This window comes from Streptomyces sp. R-07 (assembly GCF_049913175.1).
Classification (GTDB): domain Bacteria; phylum Actinomycetota; class Actinomycetes; order Streptomycetales; family Streptomycetaceae; genus Streptomyces.
In genome coordinates, this window is sequence record NZ_CP183978.1 from 4,530,961 (window position 1) to 4,550,092 (window position 19,132).

Here is a 19,132-nt window from a genome sequence, read left to right on the forward strand (position 1 = left end):
CGGACATCTCCCGATGAGGAACCCACCCCATGAGCACCACGGCCACCGCCAAGGCCATGCCCCCCGAGTCGTCCGCTCCCCAGGAGCCGAGCTCGGGCCTCGACCGCTACTTCAAGATCACCGAGCGCGGCTCGACCGTCGCCCGTGAGATCCGGGGCGGCTTCGCCACCTTCTTCGCGATGGCCTACATCATCGTGCTGAACCCGATCATCCTCGGCAGCGCCAAGGACATGTACGGGCACCAGCTCGACAGCGGCCAGCTCGTCACCGCCACCGTCCTCACGGCGGCGTTCTCGACCCTCCTCATGGGTGTCATCGGCAACGTCCCGATCGCCCTCGCCGCCGGCCTCGGCGTCAACACGGTCGTCGCGCTCCAGCTCGCGCCGAAGATGTCCTGGCCCGACGCCATGGGCATGGTCGTCCTCGCCGGCATCGTCGTGATGCTGCTCGTCGCGACCGGCCTGCGCGAGCGCGTCATGAACGCCGTCCCGGTCGGCCTGCGCAAGGGCATCGCGATCGGCATCGGCCTCTTCATCATGCTGATCGGCCTCGTCGACTCGGGCTTCGTCTCCCGCATCCCCGACGCCGCGCACACCACCGTCCCGCTCCAGCTCGGCGGCGACGGTCACCTCACCGGCTGGCCGGTCCTCGTCTTCATCCTGGGCACGCTCCTCACCCTCGCCCTGATCATCCGCAAGGTGCCGGGCGCGATCCTCATCTCCATCGTCGTCATGACGATCGGCGCCATGGTGATCAACGCGGTCGCCACCGTCCCCTCCTGGGGCCTCACCACCCCGGAGTGGCCGGGCAACCCCGTCGCCTCGCCCGACTTCGGTCTGGTCGGCGAGGTCAGCCTCTTCGGCGGCTTCGGGAAGGTCGGCTTCCTGACCGGCGTCCTCTTCGTCTTCACCGTGCTGCTGTCCTGCTTCTTCGACGCGATGGGCACGATCCTCGGCGTCGGCGACGAGGCCAAGCTGATCGACAGGGACGGCAACTTCCCCGGGATCAACAAGGTCCTCCTCGTCGACGGCCTGGCCGTCGCCTCGGGCGGCGCGACCTCCTCCTCGGCCACCACCTGCTTCGTGGAGTCCACGGCGGGCGTCGGTGAGGGTGCCCGTACGGGTCTCGCCTCGGTCGTGACCGGCGGTCTGTTCTCGGTGGCGCTGTTCCTCACGCCGCTCGCCACGATGGTCCCGTCGCAGGCGGCCACGCCCGCGCTGCTCGCGGTCGGCTTCCTGATCCTGGCCGGTTCGGTCAAGGACATCGACTGGAGCGACCACACCATCGCGGTGCCGGCGTTCCTGGCCATGGTGATGATGCCGTTCACGTACTCGATCACGAACGGCATCGGCATCGGCTTCATCGCGTTCAGCGTGCTGCGTCTGGCGGCCGGCCGGGGCCGTGAGGTCCCGGTGGCCATGTACGTCGTGTCGGCGGTCTTCGTCTTCTACTACGCGATGCCGGCGCTCGGCCTCACGTGACCGTCGGTTCCGGCTCCGGGTGAGCCGTAGAACTTCTCCGTCTCGTCGACGGCGGTCTTGAACCGCTCGTCGAAATCCTCGCGAATGAGCGTCCGGGCGACATAGTCCTGGACGCTCATTCCTCTTTTCGCGGCGTGACTCCTGAGCCGGTCGAGCAGCTCACCGTCGATGCGCAGGCTGAGCACTGTCGATCCCATGCCGTTCAGGGTCGGGGCAGCCGGGCCTTCTTTGCGTCACTTTCTGGATCCGACTCACTCATTTGGGTGATACATGGATGCCGAAGCGTGATCTGCCGTGCGCCGTGCTGCCGTGTCTCGCCCGGGTGGCGGGTGTGATCCGTGCGACGTCCGCGTGTTCCTGTTGGTATTTAGACAGAGTAATGAGTTAGCCTAATGAACATGCCTGACCTGTCCCACGGCACCGCCGACGACGCCGCGGCCGTGAACGCGCTCCGCTCCTCCGTCATGCGACTGGGCCGACGCCTCAAGCACCAGCGCGTCGACGAGTCGCTGAGCCCCACCGAGATGTCGGTGCTCGGCACCCTGTCGCTCTGCGGCTCCGCCACCCCCGGTGAGCTGGCGCGCAAGGAGCACGTCCAGCCGCCGTCGATGACCCGCATCGTCGCGCTGCTCGAAGCCAAGGGACTGGTCCGGCTGGAGCCGCACCCCGACGACCGCCGGCAGAAGGTGGTCAGCCAGACCGAGCAGGCCGAAGCCATGCTCGAAGAGTCCCGCCGCAAGCGGAACGCCTGGCTGGCCACCCTCGCCGAAGGACTGGACGAGGACGAATGGGCCAAGCTGCGCGCGGCCGCCCCGGTCCTGGAGAAGCTCGCCCACCTGTAACCCATGCGCCAAGGAGGCGACGCACTTTGAGTACGGGACCCGGAGCAGACTCCGCACCCGTCCACCAACCCACCCTCAAGACCCGTGGGCGGGGGGAAACCTTCTCCTCGCTCCGCATCCGCAACTACCGGCTGTTCTTCACCGGCGCGATCGTCTCCAACACCGGCACGTGGATGGCCCGCATCACCCAGGACTGGCTGGTCCTGAGCCTCACCGGCTCGGCCGCCGCCGTCGGCATCACCACGGCCCTGCAGTTCCTGCCGATGCTGCTCTTCGGGCTGTACGGCGGTGTCATCGCCGACCGCTACCCGAAGCGGCGCCTGCTCCTCGTCAGCCAGGCCGCCCTCGGACTCTGCGGCCTCGCGCTCGCCGTCCTCACCCTCTCCGGCTCCATCCAGGTCTGGCACGTCTACCTCATCGCCTTCCTCCTCGGCATGGTGACGGTCGTCGACAACCCGGCCCGGCAGACCTTCGTCGCCGAGATGGTCGGGCCCGGGCAGCTCCGCAACGCCGTCTCCCTGAACTCGGCGAACTTCCAGTCCGCGCGGCTCATCGGCCCCGCCGTCGCCGGTGTCCTCATCGCCGGGGTCGGCAGCGGCTGGGCCTTCCTCCTCAACGGCCTGTTCTTCCTCGGACCCATCGTCGGCCTGCTCCTCATGCGGCCCGCCGAGTTCCACCCGGTGGAGCGCGTCCCGCGCGGCAAGGGCCAGCTGCGGGAGGGACTGCGGTACGTGGCCGGGCGGCCGGACCTGATCTGGCCGATCGTCCTGGTCGGGTTCGTCGGGACCTTCGGGTTCAACTTCCCGATCTGGCTCACCGCCTTCTCCGGCGACGTCTTCCACGTCGGAGCCGGCTCGTACGGCTTCCTCAACACCCTGATGGCGGCCGGCTCCCTCGTGGGCGCCCTCGCCGCGGCCCGCCGCGGCTCGACCCGGCTGCGGATGCTCGTCATCGCGGCGGCCGTCTTCGGCGTCCTGGAGATCGCCGCGGCCCTGTCGCCGGCGTTCTGGGTGTTCGCGCTGCTGCTCGTGCCGATCGGCATGATCGGCCTCACGGTCAACATCACCGCGAACTCGGCCGTCCAGATGGCCACCGACCCCGCCATGCGGGGCCGCGTCATGAGCCTCTACATGATGGTCTTCGCCGGTGGCACGCCGATCGGCGCCCCGCTGCTCGGCTGGGTCACCGACACGTACGGCGCGCGCGTCGGCTTCGCCACCGGCGGCGTCATCTCGCTCGCGGCGGCCGTCGTCGTCGGCCTGGTCCTGGCCCGGGTCGGCGGCCTCAAGGTCGCCTGGGCCTGGCGACACGGGCACCCGCAGGTGCGGTTCGTGCCGCGCTCGCAGCTGGCCACCGCCGCGTAGCCCTGGGGCGGGCGGCGGACCGGGATCGTCTGGGCTGCGGCCCGCCCTGGCGCCCGCCTCGGGCCGGGGCCCGCCCGGATGCTGGGCTCCGCCCGGTGGGGCCCGCTTGGAGCGGGACCCCGCTTGGGTGCGGGTCCGCTTGGGCCGGTGGCCCGGCCATGTGCTGGGACCCGCCCGGGTGGGGGATCCGCTTGGATCGGGACCCCGGACTGGGCCCCGCCTGGGCCCGACCCGCTCGGGGGTGGGCCCCGCCTTTGCCTGCCCGCTTGGAGCGGGACCACGCTTGGGTGCGGGGCCGCTTGGGCCGGTGGCCCGGCCTTGTGCTGGGACCCGCCCGGGTGGGGGATCCGCTTGGATCAGGACCCCGGACTGGGCCCCGCCTGGGCCCGACCCGCTCGGGGGTGGGCCCCGCCTTTGCCTGCCCGCTTGGAGCGGGACCACGCTTGGGTGCGGGGCCGCTTGGGCCGGTGGCCCGGCCTTGTGCTGGGACCCGCCCGGGTGGGGGATCCGCTTGGATCGGGACCCCGGACTGGGCCCCGCCTGGGCCCACCCCGCTCGGGGGCCCGCCGGGGCCGGGGCCTCCGCGGGGGAGGTGGTGTCCGGACTGCGGCTCTCACCGCGCTTCGCGCGAGTTCGAGACGCTTTTACGTCCGGACACCACCTCCCCCGCTCCGGCCCCGGCCCCTCCCGCCGTTGTCGTCAGACGCGGCGTTCCAGGACCTGGCCGGGCCAGTCGTTCACCAGGAATTCCTCGGTCCGCGTGAAGCCCTGCTGTTCGTAGTACTCGATCAGGCGGCCCTCGCTGCCCGCGAAGCAGTCCACGCGGAGGAGTTCCACTCCCTGGCGCCGGGTTTCCTCCGCCGCGTGGGCGAGGAGCGCCGCTCCCACTCCGTGGCCGTGGAAGCGCGCGTCCGTCGCCAGGAGGCGTACGTACACCTCGGGCTCGTCGGCCGGCTCGATGTACTGGCCGGGGTGCGGCGTCAGCGTCATCGTGCCCGCCGGTACGCCGTCGATCTCCACGATCCACGGGTCGCCCTCGGACATCGTCCGCCGGACCTGTTCCACCGCCTTCGCCCGCCCGGAGAACGACTCCGTGCCCCACTGGGCGGTGATCCCCTTGCCGTTGAGCCACACCACGGCGCTGTCGAGTATCGCGAGTATCGCGGGGAGGTCCTCCGCCCCGCCCTTCCGGATCTTCATTCCGTGGACCTTAGTCGTACAACCCTTCGGGAATCTGATCGGTCGTAAGGGGAGTATCCGGTTGGTTGGGGGAGGAACACACCTTGCGTACTGCTTTGTCGTCTCGGAGTCTGTCCGTCTCGGTCGGTGTCGTGCTCGCCGTGGCACTCGCCGTCCCGGCCGCCTCGGCGGCGCCCGCCGTCGTGTCCGCCGTCTCCGCCGCGTCATCGGTCCAGGTGCCCTTCCTGGCCGACGGGGGTGAGCTGGTCGTCGCGGGGGCCACCGGCTTCCTCTCCCGGAGCCCCGACCGTACGTACCGCTGGACTCGGTACGCGGACGGCGTGTCGAAGGTCATCGAGACGGGCGAGGAGGACAGGGTGGAGGGCTCCGTCGGCTCGGACACGGTCGTCGTCGCGAAACACCAGTGGCACCGCGACTCCATCGTGTCGTTCACGATGTACGACATGGCGACCGGCGCCGCGCCCGTCACCCTCGATGTGGCCGATTTTCCCGCGCTGTGCGGCGAGTTCGGCGGAGTCGTCGGCTCGACCATTCTGATGGGCGCCTACGACGGGTCCGCCCTGACGCAGGTCGAGGTGACGGGCGGCGCCGTGACCAGCCGCAAGGTGACCGGCGTGCCCGTGTCCGTCGACACCCGCTGGGGTTCCGCTTCTCTGCCCGGTGCCGCCGTGGTCCGTCACCCCGACCCGGACTCGCCGCACGAGACGATGGTGGGCGTCGTCGACCTGGCCACCGCCGGGGGCGTGGAGAGCTACCACCGGACGATCGGGACGCGCCGCTTCCCGGCATGGGACAGCGAGTACCTGTCGAAGGGCCGTGTCGCGTGGACCGGGGCGGTGGACGGCAAGGCCGTTCTCGCCACGGCGGTCCGCGGGGACAGCGAAGTCGAGCAGATCGAGCTCGGCCCCGACGACACGGCGGAGTCCACGGGCGGCCTGCTGGGCGACGACTGGTTCGCGTTCGGCGCCACGACCGGTGACGCGACCCCGTGGCACACGTTCACGGCCCGTTCCCTGAAGGGCGGCACGTCCGTCCCGCTCCTCGACCACGCCTGGTCCGCCACGCCCGGAGCCGACGGCACGCTGCTCGTCCTCGGCGTCACCGCCGCACAGGGCGAGGGCGTCTACCGGGTGGCGGTCGGCGTGGACGGGCAGCCGTCGGCCGAGCTGATCGCCTCCACCGGCGAACCGAACGAAGGCGCCGCCCCCCTCGGCTACGTCGGCACCACTGTCCCCGCTGTCATCGACCTGGACCGCACGGCCCGTCCCCGGCTGTCCTGGAAGTTCTCCTCGACCAGGGCGAACCTCTCCGTCCACCTCAGAAGCAAGGTGACGGGAGAGGTCTTCTGGAAGGAGATCCGGCCCGCGTCCGGCTCCGGCACCTACCCCGACGGCTCCCTCGGGCTGGACTGGGCGGGCGAGGTCGAGGACATGTCGAGCATGCGCCCGAAGTCCGCGCCCAACGGCGCGTACGGCTGGACCGTGACCGCCACGCCGTGGAACGGGATGCCGACGGTCACCACCTCCGGCACCCTCACCGTGACCCGTACCCCCAAGGCGCACGACTTCGACGACAACGGGGCGCCGGACCTGATCGCGCGGGACAAGGGCGGCTACCTCGACCAGATCAGCACGCGCTGGGACGACGCCACGGGACGGCTCGTCGCCCTGCCGAACAACTCCTCCGGGCTGCGCGGCTGGAGCGTCTACGACCGGATCGAGTCGGTCGGTGACATCGCCGGTGCCGACTCCGCCGACCTGGTCGCCCGCGACCGGGACGGGGTCCTCTGGCTCCACCGCGGCCGCGCCGCCGACAGCCCGTACCGCAACGGCTTCGAGTCGCGGGTGCGGATCGGTGGCGGCTGGAACGCGTACGCCCAGCTCACCGGCGGCAGTGATCTGACGGGCGACGGGCGGGCGGATCTGGTCGCCGTCGACAAGGTCGGAGACCTGTACCTGTACAAGGCGACCGGCTCGACGACCGCGCCCTTCGAGCCCCGTAAGAAGTTCGGGTTCGGTTGGGGGATCTACAACCAGATCACCGCGACCGGGAACATCGGTGGTGGCGCGGCCGGTGACCTCGTCGCCCGGGACAGGGACGGCGTGCTGTGGCTGTATCTCGGCAGGGGTGACGGTACGTTCGCGCCCCGGACGCGGATCGGCGGCGGCTGGAACGTGTACGCGGACGTCGTCGGCATCGGTGACGGCAACAAGGACGGCCGTCCCGACCTGTACGCGCGGACCGCGGCCGGCGCTTTCTTCTATGCCGGTACAGGGGACTACAAGGCCCCCTTCAAGGCCCGCACGGCCACGGACGCCGGCGCGGGGACGAGCACCTTCGGGCAGCCGTACAACCAGGTGTCCTGACCCGCTCCCTCCCCGGCCCGCGTCAGCCGTACAACCTTTCGGCGAAATGGTGAGTCGTAAAGGGCGTATCGATGGGGTTGGGGAGGAAAAGCGTCTTGCGTACTGTTCTGTCGCGTCGCCATGTGTCGTTGTCGGTGGGGGTCGTCCTGGCGGTGGTCGCCACCACGCCGTTCCTCGGGCCGGTGGCCACGGCCGCTCCCGCGCGCACTGCGGCGGTGGCACCGGCCGCCGCGACCGCCGCCGCGCCGATCCAGGTGCCGTTCCTGGCCTCGGGCGGCGAGCTGCTCGGTGCGGGAACCACCGGCTTCCTCACCCGGGCGGACGGCGTCTCGCGCTGGACGCGGTACGCGGACGGGGTCTCGAAGGTCGTCGTCGGCTCCACGGGCTCGGCCTCCGACGTCGTGATGGCCATCAAGGAGAGGTACGGGCGGTTCGGCACCGAGTCGGCGACGGCGTACGACATGGCGACCGGCGCGGCCCCCGTCACCTTCGGCGGGTTCCGCGGTCAGGCCGTGCAGGGGGTGGGCGCCGCCCTCTTCGACGAGGACATGAACTACAACGTACGGCTCGTCACCGCGGCGGGAGGCCGTGACGTTGTGGGGCTGGAGAACCCGCAGCAGAACCCCTACGCCTTCTCCGTCGTCGACAGCCTGCCCGGGACCGCCCTCGCCTTCCGGCACGGTGACGCCCCGGGCAGCGCGAACCTGATGGTCGTCGACATCGCCGGCGCCCGCGTCAGCGAGAGCTACCCCGTGAGCGGGGACGTTTCCATGATCGGCGCCTCGATCACGCGGGACCGTGTCGTGTGGGTGGAGCGGGCGACGTCGGACGGGAAGACCGTCCTCGCCACGGCCCGGCGTGGCTCGACCGAGGTGACGCGGGCGCCGCTGCCGTACGACCGCATGGCACCGGTCAGCGGCGGTCTGGTCGGCGACTGGCTCGTGGCCCACGGGGGCACCGAGGCCGAGGGCGGACTCAGGGCCTACCCCTCGGCGGACGGGACCTCGGCCAAGCTCCTCGACCACGCCGAAAGCGTGCAGAAGTCGGCCGACGGCACCCTGCTGGCCCTCGGGACCACCGCAGACCGAGGGCCGGGCGTCTACCGGATCGCGGTCGGCGCGGACGGGAGGCCGGCCGCCGAGCTGATCGCCTCCAGCGGTGAGCCGCCGGCGCCCACCACCCCGATCAGCTTCATGAGCGCGGCCGTCCCGGCCACCCTCGACCTCGACGGTGTCGCGAAGACCCGTCTGAGCTGGAAGTTCTCCACCACCGAGGCCGATCTCACCATCGAGCTCACCGGCCGGGGCGTCTCTGGGTACTTCAGGACGGTCGTCCGTCCTCGTTCGACGGGCACGGGCATCTACCCGGACGGTTCGCTCGGCATCGACTGGGCCGGGGAGACGGGGTGGAACGGCGAGTACGTGCGGGCCGTGGCCGACGGCACGTACGACTGGAAGGTGACGGCCAGGCCCTGGAACGGGATGCCGTCCGTCACGGCCACCGGCAGTTTCGAGGTGAGGCGTTCGCCCCAGCAGCACGACGCCACCGACAACGGTTCGCCGGACGTGTACGCGCGCCGGACCGATGGTGCGATCGAAGCGGTCGACACGCGCTGGGACGATGCCGCGGGACGGCTTGTCGTCGGCCAGACGTTCGGCTCGGGGGGCTGGTGGGGCGACTGGAACACCTACGACCGCGTGGAGGCCACCGGTGACATCGTCGGCACCGAGGTCTTCGACACCGTCGCCCGCGACAAGTCCGGTGTCCTGTGGCTGCACGAGGGCGACGACGTGCAGTCGGGCCACCTGCCCAAGCGGATCGGTGGCGGCTGGGGCACCTACCGCCTGCTCGCGGGCGGCAGCGATCTGACCGGTGAAGGCCGGGCCGACCTGGTCGCCGTCGACAAGGTCGGTGACCTGTACCTGTACAAGGCGACCGGCTCGACGACCGCGCCCTTCGAGCCCCGTAAGAAGATCGGGTTCGGTTGGGGGATCTACAACCAGATCACCGCGACCGGGAACATCGGTGGTGGCGCGGCCGGTGACCTCGTCGCCCGGGACAGGGACGGCGTGCTGTGGCTGTATCTCGGCAGGGGTGATGGCACGTTCGCGCCCCGGACGCGGATCGGTGGCGGCTGGAACGTGTACGCGGACGTCGTCGGCATCGGTGACGGCAACAAGGACGGCCGTCCCGACCTGTACGCGCGGACCGCGGCCGGCGCTTTCTTCTACGCCGGCACGGGCAGCTGGAAGGCCCCCTTCGCGCCGCGCACGACCACCCAGGCCGGGGCTCCGTCCGGGACGACGTACAACCTGGTCTTCTGACCGGACGGCTCGATCGGCCGACGGGCTGAGGAGCGACGTGTCCGGGGTGGGAGGCCGTCCCCGGGCCCGTCGGCCTGCCAGACTTTCCCCATGAGGCTTTTCGCCGCCGTGGTGCCGCCGCCGGAGCAGCTGGACGAGCTCGGACACGTCCTCGACGGGCTGCACCGGCTGCCCGGTGCGGACGGGCTCCGCTGGGCCTCGCGGCCCGGCTGGCACCTCACGCTCGCCTTCATGGGGGAGGTCGACGAGGAGCTGCTGCCCGAGTTGCGGGTGCGGCTCGCGAGGGCCGCGCACCGGACGCCGCCGTTCCCGCTGCGGCTGCACGGCGGCGGGCACTTCGGGCGGCGGGCGCTGTGGGCCGGGGTCGCCGGGGACCTGGACACGCTGCGGATCCTCGCCGAGCGGTCCGACGCCGCCGCCCGCCGGGCCGGGGTCGCGATGGACGAGCACCGCCGCTACCAGGCGCACCTCACGATCGCCCGTGTCGGTGCGGAGGGGGTGGACCTGCGGCCCTTCGTGGACGGGCTGGGCGGTCTGGAGGGCACGCGCTGGGAGGTGGGCGAGCTGGCGCTCGTCCGGTCGAACCTGCCGGTGCGCGGGGTGCCGGGGGAGCAGCCCCGGTACGAGACGGTCGACACCTGGGCCCTTGAGGGGGCGGCCGGGGGTTCGGGTTAACCTCGTCTGGTGGACCCGAAGACTCGTAACCGGATCATGGCCGGCGTGCTCGTACTGATGTTCGCGATCATCGCGGTGGCGTCGCTGGCCGGTCAGTAACCCCCTTGCTTCGAGCGCGCTCGAAGCAGTTGGCTTGACGTCCATGGAGTACACGCAGCTCGGACGCACCGGACTCAAGGTCAGCCGACTCGTCCTCGGGACGATGAACTTCGGACCGCAGACGGACGAAGCCACCAGTCACGCCATCATGGACACGGCCCTCGACGCGGGGCTCAACTTCTTCGACACCGCCAACGTCTACGGGTGGGCGGAGAACAAGGGGCGGACGGAGTCGATCATCGGCTCCTGGTTCGCCAAGGGCGACGGCCGGCGCGATCGCACGGTCCTCGCCACCAAGGTGTACGGGAACATGGGCCCCGACGGCGAGGCCTGGCCCAACCACGACAAGCTCTCGGCGCTCAACATCCGCCGGGCGGTCGAGGCCAGCCTCAAGCGGCTCGGTACGGACTACATCGACCTGTACCAGTTCCACCACGTCGACCGGTCCACTCCCTTCGAGGAGATCTGGCAGGCCGTCGACGTCCTCATCCAGCAGGGCAAGGTGCTCTACGCGGGCTCCTCGAACTTCCCCGGCTACAAGATCGCCCAGGCCAACGAGGTCGCCGCCCGGCGGGGCTCGGTCGGGCTCGTCAGCGAGCAGTGCCTCTACAACCTCTTCGAGCGGCGCGCCGAGATGGAGGTCATCCCGGCCGCCCAGGAGTACGGCCTCGGGGTCATCCCCTGGTCGCCGCTGCACGGCGGTCTGCTCGGCGGCGTCCTGAAGAAGGAGGCCGGGGGCAAGCGGCGTACGGAGGGCCGCGCGGCGGCCACGCTCGCCGACCCGGTGGTGCGGGCGCAGCTCCAGGCCTACGAGGACCTGCTCGACAAGCACGGTCTCCAGCCGGGCGAGGCGGCGCTCGCCTGGCTGCTCACCCGTCCCGGAGTGACCGGTCCGATCGTCGGGCCCCGCACCCCGGAGCAGCTGGCGGGCGCGCTGCGCGCCCTGGAGCTGGAGCTGAGCGAGGAGCTGCTGGCCGGCCTGGACGAGGTCTTCCCGGGGCCGGGGCCGTCCCCGGAGGCCTTCGCCTGGTGACGTCCTCCTTTCGCCCGGCGGCGTCCTCCTAGGGGGTCCCCAGCCAGCTCGTGGCGTCCAGGCGGAACGCCGTCTCCTCGGGGACGACGTTCCGCAGGGCCGCCTCCATGTCCCGGACGCGGTCCGCACCGAGCGCCGCGACCCACTCCGCCCGCAGGTCGTCGAAGATCGCGGCGGAGCGGGCGAGGGCGTCGTACCCGCGCGGGGTGAGCCGGATGAGCTTGCGGCGCGCGTCGGCGGGGTCGTCGGTGCGCTCGGCGTAGCCGACGGCGAGCAGCCGGTCGACGGTCTTGCCGGCGGCCTGCTTGGAGACGCCGAGGCGGCGTCCGATGTCGCTGGCGGTGGCGCCGTGGGCGCCGATGGCCTGCATGGCGAAGCCGTGGGCGGGGCGCATGTCGGGGTGGCCCTCGTCGGCGAGGCGGGCGTGGAGCCGGTCGATGAGGGTGCGGAAGCCGCCGAAGAGGAGCAGGGGCAGCTCGTACCCGGGGGCGTCTCTCCCGGGTACTCCCTTGCCATTATCGACAACCTGGTTTACGTTTTCTCCAGCGACATGGTCAACCATGTTGTCCATTCTAGTCTGGGGGAAACCGCCTTGTCCGCACCGCTCGACATGTCCGCCCGTACCGCCGCCGCCGTCGCCCTCCTCAAGGAGTCCCCGGAGACCCTCGACGGCTTCCTCAAGCTCAGCGCGATCTTCGAGTCCACCACCCTCGACCCGCACTCCCGCGAGACCGTCATCCTGACCGTCGCCGAACGCAACCAGTGCCACCTCTGCGTCGACATGCACGAGGCCAAGATGGCCGCCCTCGGCCCGGTCCCCGACGCCGCACGCCTCGCCGCCGTCAGGACCTTCACCCTCCGGGTCCTCGCCTCCTCCGGCGCGGTGGGCGACGAGGACCTCGCCGCCTTCGAGAAGGCCGGCTACACCCGCCGCAACGCCCTGGAGGTCGTCCTCGGCATCGGTACGTACACCGTGTCGACCTTCGCGAACCGGCTGACCCGCGCCGCCTGACCCGTCAGCCGGAGTACGGACCGCCCAGGCCCCACGCCTGGTGCATCGCACCGGCGAACGCGGCGGCCAGCTTGCGCTCGCCGCTCGGGCCCGGGTGGGTGCCGTCGTAGGTGTCCGCCCGGAGGTCGTACGACTCCGGGACCGTCGCCAGGAGGAGCGGCGAGGCCGCCGTGTCCAGGTCGGCGACCGCCTTCGCGAGGAGCTCGTTGAAGCGGGCGCACTCGGCGGCGAAGGGGGCGTCGTACCCGGCGCGGACGTTGGGGATGACCGGCAGGAGCACGGCCCGGACGCGCGGGTTCGCGGCCCGGGCCGCCGCCACGAACGCCCGCACGTTCTCCTCGGTCTGATCGCTGTTCGTGTAGAAGCCCAGGTCGATCAGGCCGAGCGAGATCAGCAGCACGTCCGCCCCGGTCGCCGCGACCGTCTCGCCGATCACGGACGCCATGTGCAGCCAGCCCTCGCCCCAGCCGGCCAGATGGCGGCGGGCGGAGGCGGGGAACGCCGGGTCGGGGTACGCCTCGGAGGCAGGGGCGTCGGCGGCGGGGTCGTACAGGCCGGAGCGCGGGCCGACGATCTCGTACCCGCCGGGGAGCGTCGCCTCCAGGTGCTCCCACATGCGGTAACGCCAGGTCCAGTCGCCGGCGCGTCCGATGGTCATGCTGTCGCCGACGAACAGAAAACGCATGGTCACATCATCGCGGACCGCGTCCCTGACCTGCGACGTGATCCGGGACACCACTGACTACCCCAGGAAACCGCCGACCGTCTCCGCGACCCGCTCCGCGTCGTCGTGCCACGGGAAGTGCCCCGCACCCGTAAGGACCGCGAGCTCGGCCTTCGGGAACAGCGCCGCGTACGCGGTGGCCGTCGGGACCGGCGTGTTCGCGTCGCCCTCCCCGGCCACGACGAGCACCGGCCGCCCGAACTCCGCGAACACCGCGCGCGTGGCCGCCGGTTCGAAGGCGCCCTCGCTCGCGTAGACCGCGGCGGCCTCCCCGTTCCGCTGCTCGTCGCTCGCGGCGTGCCGCTCGCGCGCCGCGTCGTCCCAGGTCCCGTGGAAGAACGGCGCGATCGCCCGGAACGTCTCCGCCGACCCGCGCCCCGCCGTCAGCTCCTCGAGCGCCGCGTACGCCTCCGCGAACCACGGCTCCTCCTCGCGCCACGGCTGCCGCGCCGCCGCGAGCCGCTCCTCCCCGGCCGTGTCGAGTCCGACCGCCGCCGTGCCTGGGGTGAGGAGGACGAGGCGGGCCACCCGCTCCGGGTACCGGGCCGTGTACAGCGCGGCCAGGTTGGCGCCCGCCGAGTGCCCGAGGAGGTCGACCGTGTCGAGCCCCAGGTGCACGCGCAGCGCCTCGACGTCCTCGACGAGCCGGTCGCAGCGGTACGAGGCCGGGTCCTCCGGCACCGCGGAGGCGCCGGTCCCCCGCAGGTCGAGGCGGATCAGCGTCCGGTGGGCGTCGAGCCCGCCCAGCTCGCCGAGGTAGACGGAGTCCTGCATGGGGCCGCCGGGCAGACAGATCAGCGGGGCGCCGGAACCGGACGCGTGGTACGCGAGCAGGGTGCCGTCGGGGGCGGAGAAGGTAGGCATGGCGCGACCATGACAGTGCCTCCGGTCCTGGTCAAGCGGGTTTCCCCCGCACCGTGGCACGCTTGATCCCATGCGATCTGCTCTGTGCGCCCTCGGCGCGGCCGCCGCCCTCGTGCTGCTCCCGGCCGGCCATGCCCGTGCCCAAGGGCAGGAACCCGACCGGGACTTCACGATCGAGGACTCCCGGATCACCGAGTCCAGCGGCCTCGCCGCGAGCCGGGCCCACCCCGGGATCTACTGGACGCACAACGACCAGGACGCACCCCTGATCTACGGCATCGACTCCCGTACGGGAAAGACCGTCGCGACCCTGACCATGGCCGGCGTCGGCACCCCCCGCGACATGGAGGCGATCGCCGTCGGCCCGGACGGCGACATCTACGTCGGCGACATCGGCGACAACCTCGACGGCACCTGGGACCACGTCTGGATCTACCGCTTCCCCGAGCCGAAGACCCTGAAGGACCAGACCGTCCGGGCGAAGCAGTACGTCGTGAAGTACGCCGACGGGGCCCGCAACGCCGAGGCCCTGATGGTCCATCCGAAGACCGGCCGGGTGTACATCGCGAGCAAGAACGAGGACGGCGGCGGCCTGTACGCGGGCCCCGAGCGGCTCTCCTCGTCCGGTACGAACGTCTTCCGGCGCGTCGACGACGTGCCGTGGGTGACGGACGGCGCCTTCTCCCCGGACGGCGACCGGCTCGTCCTGCGCGGCTACTTCAGCGCCAAGGAGTACGCCTGGAAGGGCGGCCGCCTCGGTGACGAGGGCACGGCGGTCGGGGCCCCCTTCCAGGGCCAGGCGGAGTCGGTGACGTACACGACGGACGGCTCGGCCTTCATGTTCGGCTCGGAGGGCAGGAACAGCCGGGTGGTGCGCGTGGACCGGGCCGGGGCCGAGCGGCCTTCGGGCAGCCCCTCGGACGCGCCGACCACTCCGGGCGCGCCGAAGGCCCCGGCGGCGGGCGACCAGGGCGGGCAGGGGAGCGCGACCACCGGCTTCCTCGTCCTCGCGGGCGCCACCGTCCTCGTCGTCGGCGTCAAGCGCCTGCTGCGGAAGGGATGACGAAGGGCCCGGCGCGGACGGTGTCCGGTGCCGGGCCCTACGGGTGTCCTCTACGGGGAGAACCCCTACGAGGCGAAGGTCAGAGCTTCTCGATGACGTAGTCGATGCAGGCCGTGAGCGCCCGCACGTCCGCCGGGTCGATCGCCGGGAACATCGCGATCCGCAGCTGGTTGCGGCCCAGCTTGCGGTACGGCTCCGTGTCGACGATGCCGTTGGCGCGCAGCACCTTCGCGACCGCCGCCGCGTCGACCTCGTCCGCGAAGTCGATCGTGCCGATGACCTGCGAGCGCTTCGCCGCGTCCGTCACGAACGGGGAGGCGTACTTCGACTCCTCGGCCCAGGTGTACAGGGCGTCCGAGGACTCCTTCGTGCGGGCCACCGCCCAGTCCAGACCGCCCTGGCCGTTGATCCACTTCAGCTGCTCGTTGAGCAGGAAGAGGGTCGAGAGCGCCGGGGTGTTGTACGTCTGGTTCTTCTTCGAGTTGTCGATCGCCGTCGGCAGCGAGAAGAACTCCGGGACGTGGCGGCCGGACGCGTGGATCCGCTCCGCCCGCTCGAGCGCCGCCGGGGAGAAGGCCGCGAGCCACAGGCCGCCCTCGGCGGCGAAGGACTTCTGCGGGGCGAAGTAGTAGACGTCCGTCTCGGCGATGTCGACCGGCAGGCCGCCCGCGCCGGAGGTCGCGTCGACCAGGACGAGCGCGCCCTCGTCGGCGCCCGCGACCCGCTTGATGGGGGCGGCGACACCGGTGGAGGTCTCGTTGTGGGTGTACGCGTAGACGTCGACGCCCGCCTCGGCCACCGGCTCCGGGTGGGTGCCCGGGTCGGAGGAGATCACGGTCGGCTCGGCAAGCCAGGGAGCCAGCTTGGCGGCCTTCGCGAACTTGGAGGAGAACTCGCCGAAGGTGAGGTGCTGCGACTTGTTCTCGATCAGACCGTGGGTCGCGACGTCCCAGAAGGCGGTGGAGCCGCCGTTGCCCAGGATCACCTCGTAGCCCTCGGGCAGCGAGAAGAGGTCGGAGATGCCGGCACGTACCTCGCCGACCAGGTTCTTGACCGGAGCCTGGCGGTGGGACGTGCCGAGGAGGGAGGTGCCGGTGGCGGCCAGGGCGTCCAGCGCCTCCGTACGCACCTTGGAGGGGCCCGCGCCGAAACGGCCGTCGGCGGGCTTGATGTCAGCGGGAATCTGGATCTCAGCCACGAGGCGGAGAGTATCGGGTCGGAGCCGGGCCGGTCGCCGGATGTCCGCCCGATGAGACGAGGCCTGAGACATCCTGGGCTTGTGGGAAGACACGAGGAACACGCGTCCGGACTGGCCTCCGAGCTGCGCGCGGCCGTCGCGGGAGAGGTCGACTTCTCCGTCACCGCGAGGGCCCTGGCGACGATGGACGCCTCCAACTACCGCCGCGTTCCTGCCGGTACGGTCGCGCCGCGCGACGCCGCCGACGTCGCGGCCGTCCTGGAGGTGTGCCGGGCGCACGGCGCCACCCCGGTCGTCGCGCGGGGCGCCGGGACCTCGATCGGCGGCCAGGCGACCGGCACCGGCGTGGTGCTCGACCTCACACGGCACATGGGCGGGATCGTCTCCCTGGACCCGGAATCGCGCACGGCCGTCGTCCGGCCGGGCCTCGTTCTGGACCGGCTGCGGGCCGCGGCCCGCCCGTACGGGCTGACCTTCGGCCCCGACCCGTCCACGCACAGCCGCTGCACCCTCGGCGGCATGATCGGCAACAACGCCTGCGGGGCGCACTCGGTCGCCTGGGGGACCACGGCGGACAACGTGCGCTCGCTGGAAGTGGTGACGTACCGGGGTGCCGGGTTGACGCTGGGGCGGGACGGACAGGGCGCGCCGCCCGGACTCCTGGACCTCGTCGACCGTCATCTCGCCCTCCTCCGGACCGGCTACCCGGCCGGTCTGCCGCGCCGCATCTCCGGCTACGCCCTCGACGCGCTGCTCCCCGAGCGGGGCGTGGACGTGGCCCGCTCCTTCTGCGGCAGCGAGGGCACGCTCGGGGTGGTGACGGAGGCGACGGTCGCGCTCGTCCCGCTGCCCGCCGATCCGGTCCTCGTGGTCCTCGGGTACGCGGACGAGAGCGCGGCGGCGGAGGCGGCGGCCGGGCTGCTCCCGTACGGGCCGCTGACGGTGGAGGGCATGGCGGCGGATCTCGTACGGGGCGCTTCCGGGCTCCCGAAGGGTGGGGCGTGGCTGTTCTGCGAGGTGGACGGGGAGCCGGCGGCGCGGGCGCTGGTCCGGGCCGCCGACGCGCTGGACGCCGCCGTCGTACGGGAGGCGGCCGGGCAGCGGGCGCTGTGGCGGATCCGGGAGGACGCGGCGGGGACGGCGACCCGGATGCCGGGCGGCGGGGACGCCTGGCCGGGCTGGGAGGACTGCGCGGTGCCGCCCGCGCGGCTGGGCGCGTACCTGCGTGAATTCCGTGCGCTGCTTGCGGAGTTCGGCCTCCGGGGAGTCCCGTACGGGCACTTCGGGGACGGCTGTGTGCACGTACGGATCGACTTCGACCTGTGGACGGGGAAGGGCGTACGGGACTTCCGCCGCTTCTCGGAGGCGGTCGCCGACCTCGTGGTCGCCCACGGCGGCTCGCTGTCTGGGGAGCACGGCGACGGGCAGGCGCGGGCCGAGCTGCTGCCGAGGATGTACGGCGATGAACTGGTCGGCCTCTTCGGCGCGGTCAAGGACGTGTGGGACCCGGACGGGGGCCTGAACCCGGGGATGCTGGTGCGGCCCAAGCCGCTCGATTCCGGACTCCGTTTCGAGGGGCTGCCGCTGGTGGGGGTGGGACGGGCGGCCGCCCGGTGCGTCGGGGTCGCCAAGTGCCGGGTGGACGGCCCGAGCGCGGGTCCGGGGGTGATGTGTCCCTCGTACCGGGCGACGGGGGAGGAGAAGCACTCCACCCGGGGCCGGGCGCGGCTCCTCCACGAGATGGCGCTCGGCGAGGTGATCACCGACGGTTGGCGCTCGGAGGAGGTCAGGGACGCCCTCGACCTGTGCCTGTCGTGCAAGGGCTGCCGCAGCGACTGCCCGGTGGGCGTCGACATGGCCGCGTACAAGGCGGAGTTCCTCGACCGTCACTACGCGGGCCCGCTCGGCCTCCTGCGCCGGCCGCGCTCGCACTGGACGATGGGCCGGCTCCCGGGATGGCTGGCGCACTTCGGGCGGGTGCTGAACGCGGCGCTGGCGCTGCCGTTCGCGGCGCGGCTCGCGGGGGTGACGCCGGAGCGGACGATGCCGAGGGTCGCGGAACGGACCTTCGCGTACTGGTTCGCCCAACGCGCCTCGGCCCGCCCGCCGTCGCTCACCCTGTGGCCGGACACGTTCACGAACCACCTCGCCCCGGAGGTGGGCGAGGCCGCCGTCCGCGTCCTGGAGGACGCGGGCCTGGGGGTGGAGCTGCCGCCGGGACGGGTCTGCTGCGGGCTCACGTACGTGTCGACGGGGCAGTTGGGGGCGGCCCGGAAGGTGATGCGGCGGACGCTGGACGTGATGGGGGAGGTGGCGGGCCCGGTGGTCGTCCTGGAACCCTCCTGCGCGGCCGCCCTCCGCACCGACCTGCCCGAACTGCTGCCGGGCGACCCCCGGGCCGCGCGTCTCGCCGCCTCCGTCCGCACCTTCGCCGAAGCCCTGGAGACCCTGGCCCCGGACTGGACCCCGCCCCGCCTCGACCGCCCGGTCACCGGCCAGACGCACTGCCACCAGCACGCGGTCCTGGGCGACGCGGCGGACCGCCGACTCCGGGAACGCGCGGGCCTGACGGGCGGCCTGGCGGGCGGCTGCTGCGGCCTGGCGGGCAACTTCGGCTTCGAACCGGGTCATTACGGGGTCTCGGTCGCGTGCGCGGAGGACCAGCTGCTGCCGTCCCTGCGGACGGCCTCCCCGGACGCGGCGGTCCTGGCGGACGGCTTCTCGTGCAGAACCCAGATCGCGGACCTGACGGACCGGCGGGGGCGACACCTGGCGGAGCTGCTGGCGGAGGCGATCGAGGAGGGAACGGGGCCGTCCGGACCTTGACGCCGACCTTGTCGCCGAGATCACGCACTCGGGGCGGAGTTCACCGGGCGGATCGCGGACC

General features: G+C 72.1%; 16 protein-coding genes. 10 read left to right on the forward strand and 6 right to left on the reverse strand.

Annotated elements, in window-relative coordinates:
- Positions 1-29: 29 nt before the first annotated feature.
- Positions 30-1,481, forward strand: coding sequence for an NCS2 family permease (locus tag ACN9M0_RS20790; RefSeq protein WP_426404023.1), 1,452 nt, complete (start codon positions 30-32; stop codon positions 1,479-1,481).
- Here ACN9M0_RS20790 and ACN9M0_RS20795 read toward each other — a convergent pair.
- On the reverse strand, positions 1,451-1,678 hold the full coding sequence (locus ACN9M0_RS20795) for a hypothetical protein (RefSeq protein ID WP_366039092.1): 228 nt from the start codon (positions 1,676-1,678) through the stop codon (positions 1,451-1,453). The genes ACN9M0_RS20790 and ACN9M0_RS20795 overlap by 31 nt on opposite strands.
- 201 nt (positions 1,679-1,879) lie before the next feature.
- Here ACN9M0_RS20795 and ACN9M0_RS20800 point away from each other — a divergent pair, with 201 nt between their 5' ends.
- Together ACN9M0_RS20800 and ACN9M0_RS20805 are read left to right on the forward strand one after the other, a co-directional pair.
- Positions 1,880-2,323, forward strand: coding sequence for a MarR family winged helix-turn-helix transcriptional regulator (locus tag ACN9M0_RS20800; RefSeq protein ID WP_123457423.1), 444 nt, complete (start codon positions 1,880-1,882; stop codon positions 2,321-2,323).
- Between the two features lie 26 nt (positions 2,324-2,349).
- Positions 2,350-3,687, forward strand: a complete 1,338-nt coding sequence (locus tag ACN9M0_RS20805; RefSeq protein ID WP_366039091.1) for an MFS transporter — start codon at positions 2,350-2,352, stop codon at positions 3,685-3,687.
- Positions 3,688-4,386: 699 nt separating this feature from the next.
- Here ACN9M0_RS20805 and ACN9M0_RS20810 read toward each other — a convergent pair.
- Positions 4,387-4,887, reverse strand: coding sequence for a GNAT family N-acetyltransferase (locus tag ACN9M0_RS20810; protein WP_426404024.1), 501 nt, complete (start codon positions 4,885-4,887; stop codon positions 4,387-4,389).
- A gap of 83 nt (positions 4,888-4,970) precedes the next feature.
- On the opposite strand from ACN9M0_RS20810, the gene ACN9M0_RS20815 reads away from it, so the two are divergent.
- The 4 genes from ACN9M0_RS20815 to ACN9M0_RS20830 all read left to right on the forward strand — a co-directional run bounded on the left by ACN9M0_RS20815 (position 4,971) and on the right by ACN9M0_RS20830 (position 11,384).
- Positions 4,971-7,253, forward strand: a complete 2,283-nt coding sequence (locus ACN9M0_RS20815) for an FG-GAP-like repeat-containing protein (RefSeq protein ID WP_426404025.1) — start codon at positions 4,971-4,973, stop codon at positions 7,251-7,253.
- A 95-nt stretch (positions 7,254-7,348) separates the two neighbouring features.
- Positions 7,349-9,577 carry an FG-GAP repeat domain-containing protein gene (locus ACN9M0_RS20820; RefSeq protein WP_426404026.1) on the forward strand — a complete coding sequence of 743 codons (2,229 nt, stop codon included), beginning with the start codon at positions 7,349-7,351 and terminating at the stop codon, positions 9,575-9,577.
- A gap of 90 nt (positions 9,578-9,667) precedes the next feature.
- Positions 9,668-10,252 (forward strand): RNA 2',3'-cyclic phosphodiesterase, encoded by a 585-nt coding sequence (gene thpR, locus ACN9M0_RS20825; RefSeq protein WP_426404027.1) that lies wholly within the window; start codon positions 9,668-9,670, stop codon positions 10,250-10,252.
- Between the two features lie 142 nt (positions 10,253-10,394).
- Positions 10,395-11,384, forward strand: coding sequence for an aldo/keto reductase (locus ACN9M0_RS20830; protein WP_366039084.1), 990 nt, complete (start codon positions 10,395-10,397; stop codon positions 11,382-11,384).
- Positions 11,385-11,412: 28 nt separating this feature from the next.
- Here the strand turns inward: ACN9M0_RS20830 and ACN9M0_RS20835 are convergent, their stop codons facing one another.
- A complete protein-coding gene (locus ACN9M0_RS20835; RefSeq protein WP_426404028.1) occupies positions 11,413-11,946 on the reverse strand; it encodes a MarR family winged helix-turn-helix transcriptional regulator in 534 nt (177 codons plus the stop codon).
- A 48-nt stretch (positions 11,947-11,994) separates the two neighbouring features.
- Here ACN9M0_RS20835 and ACN9M0_RS20840 point away from each other — a divergent pair, with 48 nt between their 5' ends.
- On the forward strand, positions 11,995-12,396 hold the full coding sequence (locus tag ACN9M0_RS20840; protein ID WP_399695954.1) for a carboxymuconolactone decarboxylase family protein: 402 nt from the start codon (positions 11,995-11,997) through the stop codon (positions 12,394-12,396).
- A 4-nt stretch (positions 12,397-12,400) separates the two neighbouring features.
- On the opposite strand, the gene ACN9M0_RS20845 is transcribed toward ACN9M0_RS20840, so the two are convergent.
- Together ACN9M0_RS20845 and ACN9M0_RS20850 are read right to left on the reverse strand one after the other, a co-directional pair.
- Positions 12,401-13,081, reverse strand: a complete 681-nt coding sequence (locus ACN9M0_RS20845) for a GDSL-type esterase/lipase family protein (RefSeq protein ID WP_426404029.1) — start codon at positions 13,079-13,081, stop codon at positions 12,401-12,403.
- Between the two features lie 57 nt (positions 13,082-13,138).
- Positions 13,139-13,984: an alpha/beta fold hydrolase gene (locus ACN9M0_RS20850; protein ID WP_366039081.1), complete on the reverse strand. Its 846-nt coding sequence runs from the start codon at positions 13,982-13,984 to the stop codon at positions 13,139-13,141.
- A 70-nt stretch (positions 13,985-14,054) separates the two neighbouring features.
- Here ACN9M0_RS20850 and ACN9M0_RS20855 point away from each other — a divergent pair, with 70 nt between their 5' ends.
- On the forward strand, positions 14,055-15,047 hold the full coding sequence (locus ACN9M0_RS20855; RefSeq protein WP_366039080.1) for a WD40 repeat domain-containing protein: 993 nt from the start codon (positions 14,055-14,057) through the stop codon (positions 15,045-15,047).
- A 79-nt stretch (positions 15,048-15,126) separates the two neighbouring features.
- Here the strand turns inward: ACN9M0_RS20855 and serC are convergent, their stop codons facing one another.
- Entirely contained in the window at positions 15,127-16,245 is a 1,119-nt protein-coding gene (gene serC / locus ACN9M0_RS20860; RefSeq protein ID WP_366039079.1) for a phosphoserine transaminase, read from the reverse strand.
- A gap of 51 nt (positions 16,246-16,296) precedes the next feature.
- On the opposite strand from serC, the gene ACN9M0_RS20865 reads away from it, so the two are divergent.
- A complete protein-coding gene (locus ACN9M0_RS20865) occupies positions 16,297-19,071 on the forward strand; it encodes an FAD-binding and (Fe-S)-binding domain-containing protein (RefSeq protein ID WP_399695762.1) in 2,775 nt (924 codons plus the stop codon).
- Positions 19,072-19,132: the final 61 nt, after the last annotated feature.

Excerpts from the sequence above, each read along its gene's own strand:
- ACN9M0_RS20790 (WP_426404023.1), top strand. The coding sequence starts at position 30 with ATGAGCACCACGGCCACCGCCAAGGCCATGCCCCCCGAGTCGTCCGCT.
- ACN9M0_RS20795 (WP_366039092.1), bottom strand. The coding sequence starts at position 1,678 with ATGGGATCGACAGTGCTCAGCCTGCGCATCGACGGTGAGCTGCTCGAC.
- ACN9M0_RS20800 (WP_123457423.1), top strand. The coding sequence starts at position 1,880 with ATGCCTGACCTGTCCCACGGCACCGCCGACGACGCCGCGGCCGTGAAC.
- ACN9M0_RS20810 (WP_426404024.1), bottom strand. The coding sequence starts at position 4,887 with ATGAAGATCCGGAAGGGCGGGGCGGAGGACCTCCCCGCGATACTCGCG.
- thpR (WP_426404027.1), top strand. The coding sequence starts at position 9,668 with ATGAGGCTTTTCGCCGCCGTGGTGCCGCCGCCGGAGCAGCTGGACGAG.
- ACN9M0_RS20830 (WP_366039084.1), top strand. The coding sequence starts at position 10,395 with ATGGAGTACACGCAGCTCGGACGCACCGGACTCAAGGTCAGCCGACTC.
- ACN9M0_RS20835 (WP_426404028.1), bottom strand. The coding sequence starts at position 11,946 with ATGGTTGACCATGTCGCTGGAGAAAACGTAAACCAGGTTGTCGATAAT.
- ACN9M0_RS20840 (WP_399695954.1), top strand. The coding sequence starts at position 11,995 with ATGTCCGCCCGTACCGCCGCCGCCGTCGCCCTCCTCAAGGAGTCCCCG.
- ACN9M0_RS20845 (WP_426404029.1), bottom strand. The coding sequence starts at position 13,081 with ATGCGTTTTCTGTTCGTCGGCGACAGCATGACCATCGGACGCGCCGGC.
- ACN9M0_RS20850 (WP_366039081.1), bottom strand. The coding sequence starts at position 13,984 with ATGCCTACCTTCTCCGCCCCCGACGGCACCCTGCTCGCGTACCACGCG.
- ACN9M0_RS20855 (WP_366039080.1), top strand. The coding sequence starts at position 14,055 with ATGCGATCTGCTCTGTGCGCCCTCGGCGCGGCCGCCGCCCTCGTGCTG.
- ACN9M0_RS20865 (WP_399695762.1), top strand. The coding sequence starts at position 16,297 with ATGAGACGAGGCCTGAGACATCCTGGGCTTGTGGGAAGACACGAGGAA.